16 protein-coding genes are annotated in these 17049 nt (G+C 63.1%); 4 read left to right on the forward strand and 12 right to left on the reverse strand.

Annotated elements, in window-relative coordinates; genetic code table 11:
- Position 1 precedes the first annotated feature (1 nt).
- Positions 2-811, forward strand: coding sequence for an SDR family oxidoreductase (locus tag HJA_RS10485; RefSeq protein WP_035581927.1), 810 nt, complete (start codon positions 2-4; stop codon positions 809-811).
- Between the two features lie 73 nt (positions 812-884).
- On the opposite strand, the gene HJA_RS10490 is transcribed toward HJA_RS10485, so the two are convergent.
- The 11 genes from HJA_RS10490 to HJA_RS10535 form a co-directional block, all read right to left on the reverse strand.
- The gene (locus tag HJA_RS10490) at positions 885-1976 is read right to left on the reverse strand and encodes a cell wall hydrolase (RefSeq protein ID WP_241764340.1); all 1092 of its coding nucleotides are present in this window, start codon (positions 1974-1976) and stop codon (positions 885-887) included.
- A gap of 422 nt (positions 1977-2398) precedes the next feature.
- Positions 2399-5092, reverse strand: a complete 2694-nt coding sequence (gene ppdK / locus HJA_RS10495; RefSeq protein ID WP_035581928.1) for a pyruvate, phosphate dikinase — start codon at positions 5090-5092, stop codon at positions 2399-2401.
- A gap of 216 nt (positions 5093-5308) precedes the next feature.
- Positions 5309-7636: a glycine--tRNA ligase subunit beta gene (glyS, locus tag HJA_RS10500; RefSeq protein WP_035581930.1), complete on the reverse strand. Its 2328-nt coding sequence runs from the start codon at positions 7634-7636 to the stop codon at positions 5309-5311.
- A 93-nt stretch (positions 7637-7729) separates the two neighbouring features.
- The gene (locus HJA_RS10505; RefSeq protein ID WP_035581932.1) at positions 7730-9625 is read right to left on the reverse strand and encodes a caspase family protein; all 1896 of its coding nucleotides are present in this window, start codon (positions 9623-9625) and stop codon (positions 7730-7732) included.
- Positions 9626-9677: 52 nt separating this feature from the next.
- On the reverse strand, positions 9678-9920 hold the full coding sequence (locus HJA_RS10510; RefSeq protein WP_035581934.1) for a CDGSH iron-sulfur domain-containing protein: 243 nt from the start codon (positions 9918-9920) through the stop codon (positions 9678-9680).
- Between the two features lie 33 nt (positions 9921-9953).
- Positions 9954-10439, reverse strand: a complete 486-nt coding sequence (locus HJA_RS10515; RefSeq protein ID WP_035581939.1) for a DUF2314 domain-containing protein — start codon at positions 10437-10439, stop codon at positions 9954-9956.
- Positions 10436-11338 carry a glycine--tRNA ligase subunit alpha gene (locus tag HJA_RS10520; RefSeq protein ID WP_035581943.1) on the reverse strand — a complete coding sequence of 301 codons (903 nt, stop codon included), beginning with the start codon at positions 11336-11338 and terminating at the stop codon, positions 10436-10438. Before HJA_RS10520 ends, HJA_RS10515 begins: the two co-directional genes overlap by 4 nt.
- Positions 11339-11410: 72 nt before the next feature.
- Positions 11411-11548: a hypothetical protein gene (locus HJA_RS18570; RefSeq protein WP_155839927.1), complete on the reverse strand. Its 138-nt coding sequence runs from the start codon at positions 11546-11548 to the stop codon at positions 11411-11413.
- A gap of 193 nt (positions 11549-11741) precedes the next feature.
- Entirely contained in the window at positions 11742-12464 is a 723-nt protein-coding gene (locus HJA_RS10525; RefSeq protein ID WP_035581945.1) for a tRNA1(Val) (adenine(37)-N6)-methyltransferase, read from the reverse strand.
- A complete protein-coding gene (locus HJA_RS10530) occupies positions 12461-12667 on the reverse strand; it encodes a putative signal transducing protein (protein ID WP_035581947.1) in 207 nt (68 codons plus the stop codon). Before HJA_RS10530 ends, HJA_RS10525 begins: the two co-directional genes overlap by 4 nt.
- The gene (locus HJA_RS10535) at positions 12667-13158 is read right to left on the reverse strand and encodes a CC0125/CC1285 family lipoprotein (RefSeq protein ID WP_035581949.1); all 492 of its coding nucleotides are present in this window, start codon (positions 13156-13158) and stop codon (positions 12667-12669) included. Before HJA_RS10535 ends, HJA_RS10530 begins: the two co-directional genes overlap by 1 nt.
- A gap of 214 nt (positions 13159-13372) precedes the next feature.
- Here HJA_RS10535 and HJA_RS10540 point away from each other — a divergent pair, with 214 nt between their 5' ends.
- The 3 genes from HJA_RS10540 to HJA_RS10550 all read left to right on the forward strand — a co-directional run bounded on the left by HJA_RS10540 (position 13373) and on the right by HJA_RS10550 (position 16391).
- Entirely contained in the window at positions 13373-14329 is a 957-nt protein-coding gene (locus tag HJA_RS10540) for a polyprenyl synthetase family protein (protein WP_199285800.1), read from the forward strand.
- Between the two features lie 214 nt (positions 14330-14543).
- Positions 14544-15617, forward strand: coding sequence for a P1 family peptidase (locus HJA_RS10545; protein ID WP_035582301.1), 1074 nt, complete (start codon positions 14544-14546; stop codon positions 15615-15617).
- 90 nt (positions 15618-15707) lie between these two features.
- Entirely contained in the window at positions 15708-16391 is a 684-nt protein-coding gene (locus HJA_RS10550) for a transglutaminase-like domain-containing protein (RefSeq protein ID WP_206741712.1), read from the forward strand.
- Positions 16392-16395: 4 nt separating this feature from the next.
- Here HJA_RS10550 and HJA_RS10555 read toward each other — a convergent pair whose 3' ends face one another.
- Positions 16396-17031, reverse strand: coding sequence for a glutathione S-transferase family protein (locus HJA_RS10555; protein WP_035581951.1), 636 nt, complete (start codon positions 17029-17031; stop codon positions 16396-16398).
- Positions 17032-17049: the final 18 nt, after the last annotated feature.

Below are 17049 nucleotides of genomic sequence, written 5' to 3' on the forward strand. Positions count from 1 at the left end.
CATGGCCAGCGCAAACGGCCGCAAAAGCATTTTCATTACGGGTGCCGCTTCCGGCATCGGCGCGGAAACCGCGCGCCTGTTTTCCAAAAAGGGCTGGTTTTGCGGCCTCTATGACATCAACACCGCCGGCCTGGCGGACGTAGCGGGCGAACTGGGCACCGGCAATTCCGTCTACGCGAAGCTGGATGTCCGCGACCGCAATGACTGGGCGCTCGCCGTCAAAGGTTTCTCCGAAGCAACCGGCGGCAACATGCATGTCCTGTTCAACAATGCCGGCATCGGACGCCATGGCTGGTTCGAAGACATTTCCGGCGAAGACAATGACCTGGTCGTGGATGTGAATGTCAAAGGCGTGATCAATGGCGTGCAGGCCTGTCTGCCGCTGCTGAAGGACACGGCAGGCGCCCGCATCGTGAACACTGCGTCCACCGCCGGCATCGTCGGCTCGCCGCGGCTTGCCGTTTACTCTGCCACGAAGTTCGCCGTCCGTGGCCTGACGGAAGCCCTCGATGCGGAATTCCGCGACCTGGACATCCGCGTGACCAGCCTGATGCCCTGGTTCATCGACACACCGATCCTCGACATGGGCACGACAGAAGGCGCCAATGTAAAGATGGCCGACGAGATCCGCGATGCCGGGCAGGATGTTTATCCCGTGTCCCTGGCCGCTGAACGTGCCTGGGACGCCGCGCATGGCGACGACATCCACTACATGGCCGGCAAGGCGGCGCAGCGGGCGAAATTCATCAGCCGCTGGGCGCCGGGCCTGATCCGCAATCAGGTGAAGAAGTCCGTTCCGCCACGCGACTGAGCGGCCCCGTATCCGGACACAAAAAAGCCGCCAGCGATATGCCGGCGGCTTTTTTAAATCCGGATCATCAAGATCAGCGCATGCCGCCCGCAGCGGACACGGCCTTGGCGGCCTGTGCCGCGGCATAAGGATCGACGGCAGCGTCTTTCGACGCGACATCGAACGATGCGTCACGGGCCGTTGTCATACGCGGGGCACCATTGGTGATCGTGCGGGTCGACGTGGTGACTGTCGCCGGCGCCGCGGAGGCGTCGACTTTGCCCGCCACTTTCATCTCACCTGGCGTCGCTTCGCGCAGAACGTTCAGGGTCGCAGCATTCAGGTCCTGCGTGTCGGCAGCTGCCTGCACCACAGGAGCCTTGGCAGAGCGGGACGCGCTGGCGCTGCGCACCTGTGCCCATTCAGACCCACGCGGGAACCGGTAGAACACATGCAGGCCGATCTTGTCGGTCTTGATCAGGCCAGCGCTCCACACCGGGTCGACATAGGTCGCGTGATAGTGGGTTGCCCCGCCTGTGCGATCCTCGGCGAGGTTCATCAGAACGTGCGCCGCAATCTCCTGAGCCTGTTCCCAGGCGGTGCCTTTCGGCTTCCGGCCAAGCGCGCCGTCACAGGTAAAAGTGAACTGGCAGCCGGTGGTGCGCGTTGCACCCTGGAAGACAACGCCGCAAACGGAGTCAGGATAGCGATGGTCGCGAACCCGGTTGGAAATCACTTCGGCAACAGCCAGCTGGCCTGCCAGCGGCTCGTTCCGCGATTCGTAGTAAATTGCCTGGGCGAGGCAGTGCGCTTCGGAGTCGAGCGCTTCGGCGCGCTTCAGGTGCTCTGGCTTGAACGAAACCAGCGAGGCAATCGCCGCACCGTCGCGGTCGCGCTTGGCATAACGGCTCATCGAGGAGGCGGTATCGCGCTCCAGCGTGTATTCGACCGTGCGGATCCACGGCGTGTCCAGCAGGGACGGCGCATGATCGGCCAGACGGACGCTCGCGCCCCCGTCTTCGATCTGTGCGAAACGCTCAGCCTGTTCGCTGAAATCAGCTTGAGCACGAATGTCGGCCTGAACCGAGCCGATCACCGGCAGGGTCACAGTCGCCGCCACAGCGCAGACCGCTACAGTCGCGCCGCGAATGACAATATCGCGCTGTTCCTCGTTCGTCATAGCCATCCACCAACGCTTGAGCTTCCCTTGGAGCCCACGCATTGACGACAGGGTCGCCTGACGTGGTTGAAGATTCCTTAACATCACCGCTCTCCCCAGGTCCCGGTGGGCGATATGATTCCGCCCTGTTGTGCAGTTCCGGGACTGCTTGGTTTGACTGTTTCCGGCGGCTTTTACCGCCCTTTCACAAGCGGAATATGCTGCCGGACAGCTACCTAGCAAGAAGCTCGCCAGAGTTTGGAGTGACAATTCCGTCAGGTGAAATTCGCCTCAGACGCGAATTAATTCGATGTAATTTCCGCCAGACGGTCAACTTGTTGATTTTTCGTAAAATTTCCACGTTTGTGACAAGAAGCATGTTGCGGTGCAAAAAAGCGGCTGTGGCACGATTACCACAGCCGCCTGCAATTGATTCGGGACCGAAACTGTCAGCTGTCCGATTCTGAGAGCGCAGCATGTGCCGCGGCGAGACGCGCGATCGGCACCCGGTAGGGCGAACAGGACACATAATCGAGGCCGGTCCGGTGGCAGAACGCCACGGAAGCGGGGTCGCCGCCGTGTTCGCCGCAGATGCCCAGCTTGATGCCCGGACGGGTGTTCCGGCCCCGCTCCGCGGCCGTTTTCACCAGCTCGCCAACGCCTTCCTGGTCCAGGGTCACGAAGGGGTCTTTTTCGTAGATTCCCTTGTCCTCATAGACTTTCAGGAAGCGGCCGGCATCGTCGCGCGAGATGCCCAGCGTGGTCTGCGTCAGGTCGTTCGTGCCGAACGAGAAGAACGCGGCCGACTGGGCAATATCCCCGGCGCGCAGGGCGGCGCGCGGCAGTTCGATCATCGTGCCGACGAGATAGTCCAGCGTGACGCCGGTTTCGGCGAACACGGCCTTGGCCTGCGTATCCACGACGTCTTTCAGGATCTGCAGCTCGCGGTGCGTCGCGACCAGCGGGATCATCACTTCCGGCACAGGCTTGCGGCCCGTTTCATTGGCGATGTTCACAGCGGCCTCGAAGATGGCGCGGGCCTGCATTTCATAGATTTCCGGGTACGTAATGCCCAGACGGCAACCGCGGTGCCCCAGCATCGGATTGCTCTCATGCAGATCCGAGGCGCGGCGCTTCAGCTCTTCGACGCTGACACCGGACGCCTTGGCAACGTCTTCCATATCCTCATCGGTGTGCGGAAGGAATTCGTGCAGCGGCGGGTCGAGCAGGCGGATCGTTGCCGGGCGGTCTTCCAGAATACGGAAGATCTCCTCGAAATCGCCGCGCTGCATCGGCAGCAGCTTGTCGAGGGATGCCCGGCGGCCTGCCACATCGTTCGACAGGATCATCGCCCGCACTTCCGGAATACGCTCTTCATCGAAGAACATATGCTCTGTACGGCAAAGACCGATGCCTTCTGCGCCGAACTCGACAGCCGTTTGCGTGTCGAGCGGCGTTTCCGCATTGGCGCGCACTTTCAGGCGGCGGGCCGCATCGGCCCAGGCCATCAGCGTACCGAAGTCACCCGAGAGGTCCGGCTGGACCATATCGACTGCGCCCAGCATGACCTGGCCGGTTGCACCGTCCACGGTGATGACGTCGCCTTTTTTCACTTCCCGGCCCATGACACGGAACACGCCCGCCTTGCCGTCGACCTGCAGGCCACCGGCACCGCAGACGCAGGGCCGCCCCATGCCGCGGGCCACAACGGCGGCGTGGCTGGTCATGCCGCCACGGGCGGTGACGATGCCGCGTGCCGCGTGCATGCCCTTGATGTCTTCCGGGCTCGTCTCGATACGGACGAGAATGACGTCTTCGCCTTTCTCCGCCCACTGGAAGGCCTCGTCGGAGTCGAACACAACCTTGCCGACTGCTGCGCCGGGGCTCGCCGGCAGGCCAACGACCAACACGTCGCGCGCCGCATCTTCGGAAATGGTCGGGTGCAGCAGCTGGTCCAGCTGTGCCGGCATCAGGCGCAGCACGGCTTCATTCTCGGTGATCAGGCCTTCGCGGGCCATGTCCACGGCGATCTTGAGCGCAGCGGCAGCAGTGCGTTTCCCGCTCCGCGTCTGCAGCATGTAGAGATGGCCGTCCTCGACCGTGAATTCGAGGTCCTGCATGTCTTTGTAATGGCGCTCCAGCGTGTTCGCGACGTCGCGCAGCTGGGCGTAGACTTCCGGCATGGCCTCTTCCAGCGGGGCATCTTCGGAGCCCAGCGTGTCGGCCCGCTCACGCGAGATCGGGGCCGGTGTGCGGATGCCCGCCACCACGTCCTCGCCCTGCGCATTGATCAGGTATTCGCCATAGAAGATCGGATCGCCATTCGACGGGTCACGCGTGAAGGCAACGCCCGTGGCGGAGGTTTCGCCGAGATTGCCGAACACCATGGCCTGTACGTTCACCGCCGTGCCCCATTCGGCCGGGATGTCGTTCAGCTTGCGATAGGTGATCGCGCGGTCGTTCATCCACGAACCGAAGACAGCCGAAATGGCGCCCCACAGCTGTTCTTTCGGGTCTTCCGGGAACGGCTTGCCCAGCTCTTTCTCGACGGCTTCCTTGTAGAGCACGATGATCTTCTTCCAGTCATCGGCGCTCATGTCGGTGTCCAGGTCGATGCCCTGGCGGTCCTTGTACTCGTCGAGCAGGTGCTCGAACTCGTCATGGCTGATGCCCAGCACGACGTTGGAATACATCTGGATGAAGCGGCGATAGCTGTCATAGGCGAAGCGCTCACCGGCCTTCTTGGCGAGGCCGGCCGCGGCGGCTTCGTTGAGGCCGAGGTTCAGCACCGTGTCCATCATGCCCGGCATCGAGGCGCGCGCGCCCGAGCGCACGGAGACCAGCAGCGGGTTTTCCGGATCACCGAAGCCCTTGCCGGACTTCTTCTCCAGATCGGCCAGCGCCTGGTCCACCTGCGGGGCCAGCGTCGCGGGATATTCCCGTTCCAGCTCGTAATAGGCGGTGCAGACAGCGGTGGAGATGGTAAAGCCCGGCGGCACCGGCAGGCCCAGCTTGGCCATTTCGGCGAGGTTTGCCCCCTTGCCGCCCAGCAGGTTTTTCATGGAAGCGTCGCCATCGGCAGTGCCTCCGCCGAATGCATAAACCCAGGTCTCTTCCGCGTGCTTCAGTGCTGCTTCACCCATGGTGTCCTCTTCAATTGTCTGCGCGCGTCTCTACATGCCCGCTCGCGCGCGAGGGGATTGCAAGACCTATGCTGCATCGCAACGCCAATGGCCAGCGGCTGAAAGGTCGCTTATGCCCTGACAACGTTGTTTTACGTCACATAGCTGTATCAAACCGCACAGCCCGGCGTCACACGGGGAAAATCTGTTCCGAAGCGACACGCCGTGCCGCCGGGATCAGCCTTCAATCTGAGAGAAATCGGCCACGCGATGCAGCGTGTCGCGGATGTCGGCGAGCAGCGCCAGGCGATTCGCCCGCACTTTCTGGTCCTCATCATTGACCATGACATGTTCGAAGAAGGCATCGACCGGCCCGCGCAGCTTGGCGAGCTCGGTCATCACAGCGGCGAAGTCCTCATTCTTGAGGGGCTCTTCGATGTCATGGCGTACCTGGCCCAGCGTCTGGTGAAGCGCAATCTCCTGATCCGCCCCGGCATCGATCAGCGCGCCGTCGACTTCCAGAGTCTCCGGCAGCGCGCCTTTCTTCTCCTCGGCCTTCAGGATGTTCGCGGCGCGCTTATAGCCCGCCAGCAGGTTGGCCCCGTCTTCGGTGCCGAGGAAGGCGCCGAGCGCTTCGACGCGCTTGGTGATCAGCACGAGATCGTCTTCGCCGAGGGCAAACACGGCATCGATCAGGTCGTGGCGTTGGCCTTGATCTCGGAGGTACTGTTTCAGGCGGTCGGCCAGGAAGGAAATAAGGTCAGGCGTCACACCGCAAATGTTCGCGAGCCGAAACTTCAGGTGCGCATCGAATTCCTTTTTGCGGGTTTCAGGAAGGACGCCGTTTCCAGACCAGATACCGTCGACAACGACAAGCTCTCCGGGATGGCCACATTCCGCCTGCCATTCGCCGAGGTGCTGAACGGTCGTGAATTCAGATACCTGGTATCCCGGTCCGCTGCTAAGGCCTTCATGGGGCACGTCATAGTCGCCGCGAGTGAGTGGGCTGACCCAGTACAGATTGCCGAACTGCCAGAAGTGCTTCGTATTGGTCTCAAGAGACTTCTGGAACACATCCGTCAGCGGCAGCCGGACTCCGTTTTCCAACACAATCCGAACCACGCCCAGCGCCGCGCGGCGCAGCGCAAACGGGTCTTTCGAGCCGGTCGGTTTCTCATCGATGGCCCAGAAGCCGACCAGTGTGTCGAACTTGTCCGCGAGGGCGACGGCGATCCCCACCGGGTCGGTCGGCACATTGTCGCTCGGCCCCTGCGGCTTGTAGTGGTCGCGGATGGCGTCGGCGACGGCCGCGGGCTCACCCGCTTCCAGCGCGTAGTAGCGGCCCATCACGCCCTGCAGTTCCGGGAACTCGCCGACCATTTCCGACACAAGGTCCGCCTTGGCGAGGCGCGCGGCGCGTTCGGCGAGGTCCGGATCGGCGCCCACTTTCGGGGCCAGTTCCTTCGCCAGCGCGGCGACCCGCTCCACCTTGTCGCCCAGCGAGCCGAGCTCTGCCTTGAAGGCGATGGTCGACAGCTTTTCCGCCATCTCGTCCAGCGGCTTCGCCTTGTCGAGATCCCAGAAGAAGCGGGCATCGTCGAGGCGGGCGGAGAGGACGCGGGAATTGCCCTCGGCCAGCTTCTTGCCGCCATCGGCCGCGTCGATGTTCGCCACCACGATGAAGTGCGGCGCGAGCTTGCCGGTCCTGGCGTCGTTCACGGCGAAGTATTTCTGGTGCGTCCGCATGGACAGCTGGATCACTTCCGGCGGCAGGCTCAGGAAGTCCGGGTCCATGTCGCCCAGCACGACGACCGGCCATTCGGCAAGGCCCGTCACTTCTTCCAGCAGGCCCTGATCCTCGATCCATTCGAGGCCGGCCTTCTTGCAGACCTCCTGAATGCCCTTGAGGATCACGTCCCGGCGGTCGGCCCGCGTCAGCTTCACATGGCCGGCGCCTTCCAGCTGTTTGGAATAATCCTCCCAGCCGGTCACGGTATACGGCCCGCGGCCATGCACGCGGTGGCCTTCCACCTGATTGCCGCTGGCAATGCCGTCCACGTCGAACGGAACGACCGCACCCTCCAGCACGCAGGTGATCCGCTGCAGCGGGCGCACCCAGCGCAGGTCTCCCGTGCCCCAGCGCATCGATTTCGGCCAGTGGAAACTACGGATGATCGCCGGCACAGCCTCAGCGATGATGTCCTTCGCGTCGCGGCCCGGCGTCTCGATCACGGCGACATAGAAATCGCCCTTCTTCGGATCGGAGCGCACTTCGGCCTGGCTGATGTCGCTGAGCCCGGCGCCGCGCAGGAAGCCTTCGACCGCCTTGTCCGGCGCGCCGACCTTCGGACCCTTGCGCTCTTCCTTCACATCGGCCGACCGCTCGCTGAGGCCGGTGATCGATACGGTCAGGCGGCGCGGGCCGGAACAGGCGGCCAGCAGCTTCCATTTAAGACCGGCCTCTTTCAGGGCCTTCTCCATGGCATCGCGCAGGTCGGCCTCGGCCTTTGCCTGCATGCGCGCAGGAATTTCCTCGGAAAAGAGTTCTAGAAGCAGCTCAGCCATAATGCCCTGCATTGGTCAGGAAAGATAAAGACCGCCACGGCTTACAGGCGCCCGCACACGGGTCAAGCGGCAGGTCTGTAGTTGGATCAGGAATCAAGGCGCCGGATCGGCAGGTTCCTCCGGCGCGAACTCCGTCTCGAAGGTCAGCTTCCACAATTGGAGATGCGCCCCCTTCATGGCCGCGGCGACCATTTGCCCGTCCGGTGAGAACACCGCCCAGTTCGCCCCGAAGGCACCAAGGTCCTGGATTTTCGCCAGCATCGCGCCGTTCCGCGCGTCCCACAGCCGGGCGGACAAGTCATCCGCGCTGGTGACCACCATTTCGCCATCCGGGCTGAATGCGGCATTCCAGAGCGGGCCGTCATGGCCTTCAAGCTCAATCGGGTCGCCTGTAGCGCTCCAGATGCGCGCCGTCCCGTCGGCGGAGGCAACCAGCACCCGGTCAGCCGTGGCATCGGACTCCGCATAGGTCGCCGGAACAGGGCCGGACTCGATCGTGCGCACCAGTTCACCATTACTGGAATTGAACAGCCGAACCGTGCCGTCATTCGACGCGGTCAGCAGCCGGTTGCCAAGCGGGCTGTAGTGAACGGAGCGTACAGCCGAGGAATGCGTCTCGATCCGGAAGGCCTCTTCACCGGTCGCGACCTCCCACACCCTGACGGTGCCGTCATAGGAGGCGGTGACCACACGTTCGCCATCCGGGCTGAAATCCGCGAAGGAGACATCGCCCGTATGGCCGCGCAGGATCCGGACAGGCTCTCCACCTGTCGCCCGCCAGATACGGGCGGTGTCGTCCTGAGACGCTGTGACAACATATTCTTCGTCCGGGCTGAACTGGACCGACAGGAGCGGCTCGGTGTGGCCCTCCAGCACGGAAAGCTCCCCAAACTCTGACGGAGACATGCCCACCACCCAGATCCGCGCCGTCTTGTCCGCCGACGCGCTGGCCAGGAACCGGCCGCTCGGGCTGTAGTCGAGGCCATAGATCTCATCGGTATGGCCCTGAAGGTCGGCATACCAGGAAGCGGATTTGAGCTTCAGGCGCGCCATCGCGCAGGGCGGATTGGACAGATTGCGCTCGGCAACCGCAGCAAACTTGCCGTCCGGGTATTTCTCAAGATGTTCGCTATATTTGGAGCAGACGTCCATCTGCACATAACCGGCGCTGGAAATGTAGATCCAGTCCTTCTCTTCCTGATCCATTTCACCGAACTGGCAATCTCCGGAAAAGCAGAAGCGCGGGTCCACATCGGAATAAACCGCCGGCTTCTGCGTGTGCTCCACACTTGCGGCAAGTTCGGCCACTTCCTCACTGGCTTCCCCGACAGCGAATGACAGCGGAAAGTTCGGATCCTTCAGTTTCGGCAACAGGCTGCGCGTGAAGACCGAATACGGCGCATCGTCTTCGGGGCCGAGCCGGTCGAGCGCCATCTGGTTCGCGCCGGCAGCATAGACAACCAAAGTATCGGAGGTGATGCCCGTGCGCGCCATGCCCTTGGTCATGCTGCGTGTGCCGGTGTCGAACGGATTGTCCCGGCAGGCGTCGATCACCGCGAACACCATTTCCGGCTGCCGGGCACGGATTTCGTCCAGAATTTCCTCGCTCAGGGAGATCGTCCGCTTGCGCAGTCCCAGCAGCGAGCTGTGATAGGGCGCATCCGATAAAGCGAGATAGTTCTGACCGCCATCCGACCATCCATGCCCCGAGAAGATGAAGGCCACCCGGTCACCCGGTTCAATCGTCTGAAGAAAGGCGTCAAACGCTTCCAGAAACGTGTCCGTATCCGGGTTGATAAGCGGCGTGACGTCAAAATCCAGATCGTCAGCGAAAACGCTGGAATAGCCGGTCGCATCGCCCACCGTCTTCTGCAGGTCGGTCAGCTCGGCATACTCACCAACCCCGACAATGAAGGCACGATTGGTTTGCGCCGCAGCTGCCAGAGACAGACAGACCGAAATCAACAGCAGGCAGATCGTCCGGAACATCTGAATTCCTCCCACGGAGGAGAGGTTACCCCGATGGCCGGATCAGACCAAGTCAAAGCTTGCTATGGCTGCCGTCGCAAAGCGGGCTCTTGCCGGTGCGCTTGCAGGCGCAGAAGAAGACCTTGCCGGTTTTTGGCGCTTCCCAGCCCTGCGGAACGAATTCCGTGCCCTTGTGGCTGCCATCACAGAATGGCTGGGTCTTCGACCGGCCGCAGGCACACCACCAATACATCTTGCCTTCTTCGACCTCGACCGCGATGGGCTCGCGCCCGCCGATTTCAGCATCTCCGGACATGTTCAGCCTCCGCCATTATACGCCCGCGGGGGCTCAGGGCACCGGCGAGTCGTGGAACATGGCGCGGATATTATCGATATTGGCATCCGGCGCCAAATTCATCATGGCCCGCGTCGTGTAAGCGCCACGGAATTTCCCGTCTTCCCGGAACCGCCAGTCGGCGACCTGTTCCGGCAGGAAGGCGATCATGTCGCCGGGGGCCAGGCCATCGCGGATCTCATGATCTTCCGGAATGACGCCGGCATAGTGTTCGCCATCGACATGCCGGATGTCCGTCAGCCAGACATGTTCTTCCGTGTACCGGTCAGAGCCTGTCGTCACATTCAGCGCGAAATCGGAATAGGCCGGATTACCGGACTCATAGGCTTTCCAGAACACGGGCAGCGTTTGCCGGGCATCCGTGACAGCCTCTTTCAGTGCCGTGTATTTGTAGAGAGGCGGTGGGCCGTCTTCCGCAACACGTTCCCCGCCGCATGCTGCGAGCAAGGCCAGTGCCGCGAAGAGGACCGCTGCCCTCATCCCCCGGCCCGCGCGTCTTCCTGCTCGGCCCATTGTTCGGCGGCGCCGCGGGCAAGGTCGCGGACGCGGCCGATATAGGCCTGCCGCTCGGTCGGGCTGATCGCGCCGCGCGCGTCGATCAGGTTGAAGGTGTGCGAAGCTTTCAGCGCATAGTCATAAGCTGGCAGCGGCTTGCCGGCGGCGCGCAGGGCATTCGACTGGTTCTCGCAATCGGCAAACCAGCGCTTCAGCATTTCGACATCGGAGAATTCGAAATTGAAGGCCGACTGCTGGCGCTCATTCTCAAGGAAGACATCGCCATAGGTCAGCGGAACGTCCGAGTCCGGATCATTGTACGGCAGGTCATAGACATTATCGACGCCGAACACATACATGGCGAGGCGTTCGAGGCCATAGGTCAGCTCTCCGGAAACCGGGCGCACGTCGAGGCCGCCGACCTGCTGGAAGTAAGTGTACTGGCTGACTTCCATTCCATCGCACCAGACTTCCCAGCCGAGGCCCCAGGCGCCGACAGTCGGGTTTTCCCAGTCGTCTTCGACAAAGCGGATGTCGTGAACGGTCGGGTCGATGCCGATCTTGTAGAGGCTGGTGAGGTAGAGGTCCTGCAGATTGTCCGGGTTCGGCTTCAGGATCACCTGGAACTGGTAGTAGTGGCCAAGCCGGTTCGGGTTCTCGCCATAGCGCGCATCCTTCGGGCGGCGCGACGGCTGGACGTAAGCGGCCCGCCAGTTCTTCGGCCCGAGCGCGCGCAGCACGGTGGCCGGATGCAGCGTCCCCGCCCCGACTTCCATGTCATACGGTTGCAGCACGGCGCAGCCCTGCTCCGCCCAGTAATTCTGGAGCGTCAGGATCAGATCCTGAAAGGATTTCGGTTTCGCTTCGGCCTTCGGTGCGGACATGGCTCTGTTCCGTTGGAAAATTCCCTGCCGGACTAGCCTCGCCGGAGCCAGGGCGCAAGCGCAGGCGTGCGCTCAGAGGCACCCGCGCGAGTCGGGATGGTCCATGCTGCCGCCATCACGGCCGGTCACGAGGCGGTAGAAGCCGGAATGGCCCATCATGGCGACGAATATGCCGGACAGGAGAAACAGCCAGAACAGGACAGCAAACACGGGACCTGTCTCCTCAGTAGCGCCCGTCGCGGTCGTCCCGCCGCCGGTACATGCTGGAGAAGCCCAGTGCGGCAACGATCAGGCCGACAATCATGAAAATCCAGAACAAGACGCCGAACATATCAGGGTTCCTTCCTGCCCCCTCCAGACAGAGATGGGGTCAGGCGAGGATAGCACAAGTCAGAACAAGGCCCTACCAGTCGATTGGCTCGCCCCGGCGGACGGCCTCGAGCGCCGGGCTGGCCGTCCCGTCCGGCTGATGGGTCACCAGCGGCGCCAGCAGGCGCACCGGCCCGCGCTTCAGGCCCTTTCTGCCGCGCACCAATACCCGGCGCGCCTCCTCGCCCGGTTTCGACGCGATGGGCAGGACGGTGATTTCCCCGGTCTGCCGGTCGAAAGTGGTGAGGATCCGGGCGAGTTCTGCCGCGCGGTGGATCATCACGATGGGGGCACGAGGTTTGGCGGCGAAGGCCATCGCCTTGATCCAGCCGGCCAGGTCCAGCGTCTCGATATAGGCGTCCGTCTTGCCCTCACCGGGGGCCGAGATGCGGCCCGGCTCAAAATAGGGCGGATTGGCGAAGACGAGGTCGAAGCGGTTCTCATGATCGCGGACCCAATCGGAGGCTTCGCCCGTCTCCACGCTCACCCGTCCGGCAAATCCGTTACGGTCTGCGCCGGTGCGGGCCAGGTCCGCCATAGTCATGTCGAGGTCCAGCCCGGTCAGGCGGACGTCGTCCATACGCCAGGCCGCAGGCAGCAGCGCCCCGCCGCAGCCGCAGCCGATTTCCAGCGCCTCCCCGCCCGGCCGGCACGCAACCGCTGCCGCCAGCAGCAGCGAATCCGTACCTGCCCGGAAGCCCCGCTCCGGCTGAACCAGATGCACCCGGCCCTGATAGACCGTGTCTTCGGTCGTCATCCCTTCTCGACCCCGGCCAGCGCCGCCAGCGCGTGCTCTTTCACGGCTTCCTTCACCATGACGCGGCGCGGGAAGGCTCCGATATTGCCTTCGACGGCGGAGATATGCTGGTCGGCCACGAAATAATCGATGCCCGCTTCCTGTAGCAAATGCTCCACATAGCTCAGCTTTATCAGGTCGTTGGTACGGAAGACTTCTTCCATCAGGAGGTGGCCGCGCCCCGGAGGTTGATGTCCACAGACCGGGCGTCATAGACATTGGGGCGGTCAGGTTTTTCGCCGGATCCGATCAGGATCTCCAGCACTTCGGTGACCTTGCCGCCGCTGCTGCCCCCGATGGGAAAGCCGATCCCGACGCCCACACCGACGCTGGAACGGCCATAGGAACCGCTCGAGCCGCCAATCGTGACGGAGGATCGCGGCGCGCGGTCGCCCACTGATTCGTCGGATGAGTAGGAACTGGTCACCTCAAACCACTCCGCGCCCCGCTCCATTGTGATCTCCGCCGCACGCAGGAGGGCCCTGTCACGGGCCTTTGCGGCGTCGGTATCGGTGTAGGACACGCGGAACCGGTTGTTCTCGATCTGCAGGGACTCATAGCCCATGGCGCCGGATTTCGCGGCGGGGCCGTAGGCGGGCGTACTGGCGCAGGCTGCCACCAACACGATCGCGGAACACATCAGGAGACGCTTCATGCCGCCAATCTAACCTGCAAGCCTGCCCTTCGGCCAGCACTTACATGATCACGCCGATTTGTGCAGATATGGCTGCGGCCCGGTGCCACGTCGTTCTTGCCTCGCCGCTCGCTTAAGCCTAATTGCACCTGTCTGTGAAAATTCCGGAGTGCTCCGCTTGACCCTGTCCCCCAAACCGAAAGGCAAGGCTGCCTCCGGCTCGGTGGTGGACCGTATGCAGGCACTCGTGGCCGCTGACCTTGCCGAAGTCGAAAAAATCCTCGCTGACCGCGCAGCCAGCCCTGTTGCCGTTATTCCGGATCTTTCGGGTTACATCGTTTCGGCCGGCGGCAAACGCCTGCGCCCGATGCTGACGCTGATGGCCGCGCACGCTGTCGGAAAACCCAATAACGCCACGCACGTCCTGGCCGCTGCTGTGGAGTTCATCCACACAGCCACGCTGCTGCACGATGATGTCGTCGACGAGAGCGACCTGCGCCGCGGCAAGCCCGCCGCCAAAGCGATCTGGGGCAACAGCGCCTCCATCCTGGTGGGTGACTTCCTGTTCGCGCGCGCCTTCAACCTTCTGGTCGAGACGCGCAGCCTGGAAATCCTGGACAAGCTGGCCACGGCCTCCACCACGATTGCCGAAGGCGAAGTGCGCCAGCTGGCCGCCATGAATGCGCGCGACCTGCCGACCGAGGAATACCTCGCCATTGTCGAGGCAAAAACCGGCGCCCTGTTCGAGGCCGCTGCCGAATCCGGCGCCATGTCTGCCGGCGGCGACAAGTTCGCCCATGCCTTTGCGACCTATGGCAAGAATCTCGGCCTCGCCTTCCAGATCATCGACGATGTGCTGGACTATGGCGGCACGACCTCTGTGATCGGCAAATCGGTCGGCGACGATTTCCGTGAGTGCAAGATCACCCTGCCGGTGATCATCGCCAAGCGCCGCGGCTCTGACGAAGACCGCGCCTTCTGGGACCGGGCCATGAACCCGGACACGCAGGAAGACGCAGACCTCGCCCACGCCGTGCACCTGATCCGCGCCACCGGCGCCGCCGAGGCGACTGTTCAGGAAGCCGAAGCCTATGCCGGCATGGCCAAGGGCGCCCTGCGCCAGCTGCCGGACTCGCCCTATCGCGACGCCCTGATCGACCTCGCCGACTTCTGCGTCAGCCGCGCTTACTAACCTGCAATCACGACAGTTTGCAGCAACCGTCCGGCACTGGACGAACCGGACGTACGCCCGATACTCTGAGGTTTCACTGGCCGCCTGCAACAGGCGGCCCCGGCGCCAGACCGGCGGCCATGAAACAACGGAGATGCAGGTGAAATTTGCAACAGGTGTAAAACCGCTGTCGGCCCTGATCCTGCTTCTCATAGCCCAGGGGACCTGTTCGCCCATGCAGGCAGAACCAGACACGGACCGCGTCCGCGCGCGGGAACTCGGCATCGCGCCCGGGGTCCTGCCGACCGGCGAGAAGAACGACATCACGGATGTCGCCGGCGTGCGCGTCGGCCATGTGACCCTGATTGAAGGCAACGACATCCGCACCGGCGCAACGGCCATCCTGCCGCATGACGGCAATCTTTATCAGTCCCCTGTCCCGGCCGCCGTCTTTGTCGGCAACGGATATGGCAAGCTGGCCGGCATCTCGCAGATTGCCGAACTTGGCGAGATCGAAACGCCGATCGTGCTGACGAATACTTTGTCGGTCGACCGGGCTATGTCGGCAATTATCGACTGGACGCTGGACCAGCCCGGGAATGAGCGCGTGCGTTCGGTGAATGCCGTTGTCGGGGAAACCAATGACAGTGGGCTGAACAATATCCGCAAACGCGTGCTGACACCGGACATGATCCGGGAGGCCATCACATCCGCTTCAACCGGGCCGGTTCAGGAAGGCGCGGTCGGTGCCGGGACCGGCACCATCGCGTTTGGCTGGAAAGGCGGCATCGGATCCAGTTCCCGGCATCTGCCTGAAAACCTTGGCGGCCATACGATCGGCGTCCTTGTGCAGAGCAATTTCGGCGGTATCCTCCAGGTGGACGGCGCGCCGGTCGGAGAGCGGCTTGGCCAGTATTACCTCAAGGATGAGGTCGCTTCCGACAAGGCCGACGGATCGATCATGATCGTCATCGCGACGGATGCTCCGCTTTCGTCCCGCAACCTGGAACGCCTGTCCAAGCGCGCCATCGCAGGCCTTGCCAGGACCGGCGCCTCCATGACCAACGGGTCCGGCGATTATGTCGTCGCCTTCTCGACCTACCGCCAGACAGATCCGGCCGCCGCGCAGACAGAGAACGACAACATGTCCCCCCTGTTCCAGGCGACAATCGAAGCGACCGAGGAAGCGATCTACAACTCCCTGTTCATGGCCGAGACCGTCGATGGGTTCGACGTCTCCACCCAGTCACCGCGCCGGGTCGAAGCCCTGCCGCTGGACAAGGTGAAGGAAATCACCGGCGCGAACTGACCCTCAGGGGTGACGCAAGGGCATAATTTACGCGCGCCCCTTCTTCGCTACCATCTGCCGAAACCAAAGGCACAGCAGACCGGAGCGAGGATGATGTCGGAACAGGAAGACGCGCTGAAGGCAACCTACTTCGTCGACAGCGATCATGCGGCGATCATCGCGAAAGCTCTTGAGATCACCGATGAGGCAACCGATGACGTGCAGATTGCCGAGCGCCTGTTTTACGCCGTCCGGGATGGTTTCCGCTATGATCCGTACAATCTCGCCACGGAGCGCGAAGCGTTCAGGGCGAGCAGCATCCTCAGCGAAACGGCCACCTGGTGCGTGCCGAAATCGATTGTCCTGACAGCACTGGCCCGCGCCTCAGGCCTCCCGGCACGGCTCGGCTTTGCCGATGTGCGCAATCACCTGACCAGCGAGAAGCTGACAGAGACGATGGGCACCGACCTCTTCGCCTGGCACGGCTATAGCGAGCTGTGGCTGAACGGCCGCTGGGTGAAACTGTCGACCGCGTTCAACAAGGAGCTGTGCGACCGGTTCGGCGTGAAGACGCTGGAATTCGACCCCGTCGAGGGCGCGCTGATGCACCCCTTCGACCAGTCCGGCCGGCGGCATATGGAATATGTCCGCGAACGCGGTAGCCATCTGGACCTTCCGCTGGCGGACATGTTCAGGACATTCGCCGAAGTCTATCCCGGCTGGATCATCGGCCCGGATGGCGAGGCCACCCGCATCGAAACGGCGCCGGCATCGAAAGATGAGCGGTTTCACTGACCCGCTAGCCGCGCGCCGCATCCGCCGCCGCGAAATGCGCCATCTGCGCCGCGTGCGCCCGCTGGAAGGCGGGCCGGTTCGTAATCCGCGCCACATAGGCCTGCGTTGCAGGCCGGTCCCCGAATTCGCGTACCTTCGGCACCCGCAGCACATCCGCCATCAGCAAATCCGCCACGGTAAAACGCCCGGCCGCCAGATATTCCCGCTCGCCCAGCACGCGCTCGACATGGCCAAGCCGGCCCTCCAGCCACCCGGCCAGACCGCCTTCATCTCCGCCAGTCATCTGAAGGAACCACCAGGGCACCGACACCATCTCGATCGAGTTCAGCGCAGCAATCACCCATTCCAGTGTTTCGGCCTGTCCGGCCGCATCGCCCGGCATGAGCGTTTCGCTCTTCCGGGCGAGATGCAGGAGGCCGGCACCGCTCTCGAAAATCCTGAGGTCGCCATCGCTCAGGAACGGCACCTGGCCGAAAGGCTGACGCTCCAGATGCTCAGCCCCCCGGTTTTCGAACGGCACGGTCCGGACATCATACTCCAGCCCCGCCTCCTCGCATGCCCACCGCAGCCGCATGTCACGCACGAAGCCGCGGGGCATCTCCGGCACCCAGTCATATGTCCAGATAACAAGTTCGCTCATGCCGGAGATCCCTTCCGC

It is taken from the genome of Hyphomonas jannaschiana VP2 (assembly GCF_000685215.1).
GTDB classification, from domain to species: domain Bacteria; phylum Pseudomonadota; class Alphaproteobacteria; order Caulobacterales; family Hyphomonadaceae; genus Hyphomonas; species Hyphomonas jannaschiana.

Bases quoted from the DNA above. Each gene is read 5' to 3' on its own strand.
- HJA_RS10485 (WP_035581927.1), top strand. From the start codon at position 2: ATGGCCAGCGCAAACGGCCGCAAAAGCATTTTCATTACGGGTGCCGCT.
- HJA_RS10490 (WP_241764340.1), bottom strand. From the start codon at position 1,976: ATGGCTATGACGAACGAGGAACAGCGCGATATTGTCATTCGCGGCGCG.
- ppdK (WP_035581928.1), bottom strand. From the start codon at position 5,092: ATGGGTGAAGCAGCACTGAAGCACGCGGAAGAGACCTGGGTTTATGCA.
- glyS (WP_035581930.1), bottom strand. From the start codon at position 7,636: ATGGCTGAGCTGCTTCTAGAACTCTTTTCCGAGGAAATTCCTGCGCGC.
- HJA_RS10505 (WP_035581932.1), bottom strand. From the start codon at position 9,625: ATGTTCCGGACGATCTGCCTGCTGTTGATTTCGGTCTGTCTGTCTCTG.
- HJA_RS10510 (WP_035581934.1), bottom strand. From the start codon at position 9,920: ATGTCCGGAGATGCTGAAATCGGCGGGCGCGAGCCCATCGCGGTCGAG.
- HJA_RS10515 (WP_035581939.1), bottom strand. From the start codon at position 10,439: ATGAGGGCAGCGGTCCTCTTCGCGGCACTGGCCTTGCTCGCAGCATGC.
- HJA_RS10520 (WP_035581943.1), bottom strand. From the start codon at position 11,338: ATGTCCGCACCGAAGGCCGAAGCGAAACCGAAATCCTTTCAGGATCTG.
- HJA_RS10525 (WP_035581945.1), bottom strand. From the start codon at position 12,464: ATGACGACCGAAGACACGGTCTATCAGGGCCGGGTGCATCTGGTTCAG.
- HJA_RS10530 (WP_035581947.1), bottom strand. From the start codon at position 12,667: ATGGAAGAAGTCTTCCGTACCAACGACCTGATAAAGCTGAGCTATGTG.
- HJA_RS10535 (WP_035581949.1), bottom strand. From the start codon at position 13,158: ATGAAGCGTCTCCTGATGTGTTCCGCGATCGTGTTGGTGGCAGCCTGC.
- HJA_RS10540 (WP_199285800.1), top strand. From the start codon at position 13,373: ATGCAGGCACTCGTGGCCGCTGACCTTGCCGAAGTCGAAAAAATCCTC.
- HJA_RS10545 (WP_035582301.1), top strand. From the start codon at position 14,544: ATGCAGGCAGAACCAGACACGGACCGCGTCCGCGCGCGGGAACTCGGC.
- HJA_RS10550 (WP_206741712.1), top strand. From the start codon at position 15,708: ATGATGTCGGAACAGGAAGACGCGCTGAAGGCAACCTACTTCGTCGAC.
- HJA_RS10555 (WP_035581951.1), bottom strand. From the start codon at position 17,031: ATGAGCGAACTTGTTATCTGGACATATGACTGGGTGCCGGAGATGCCC.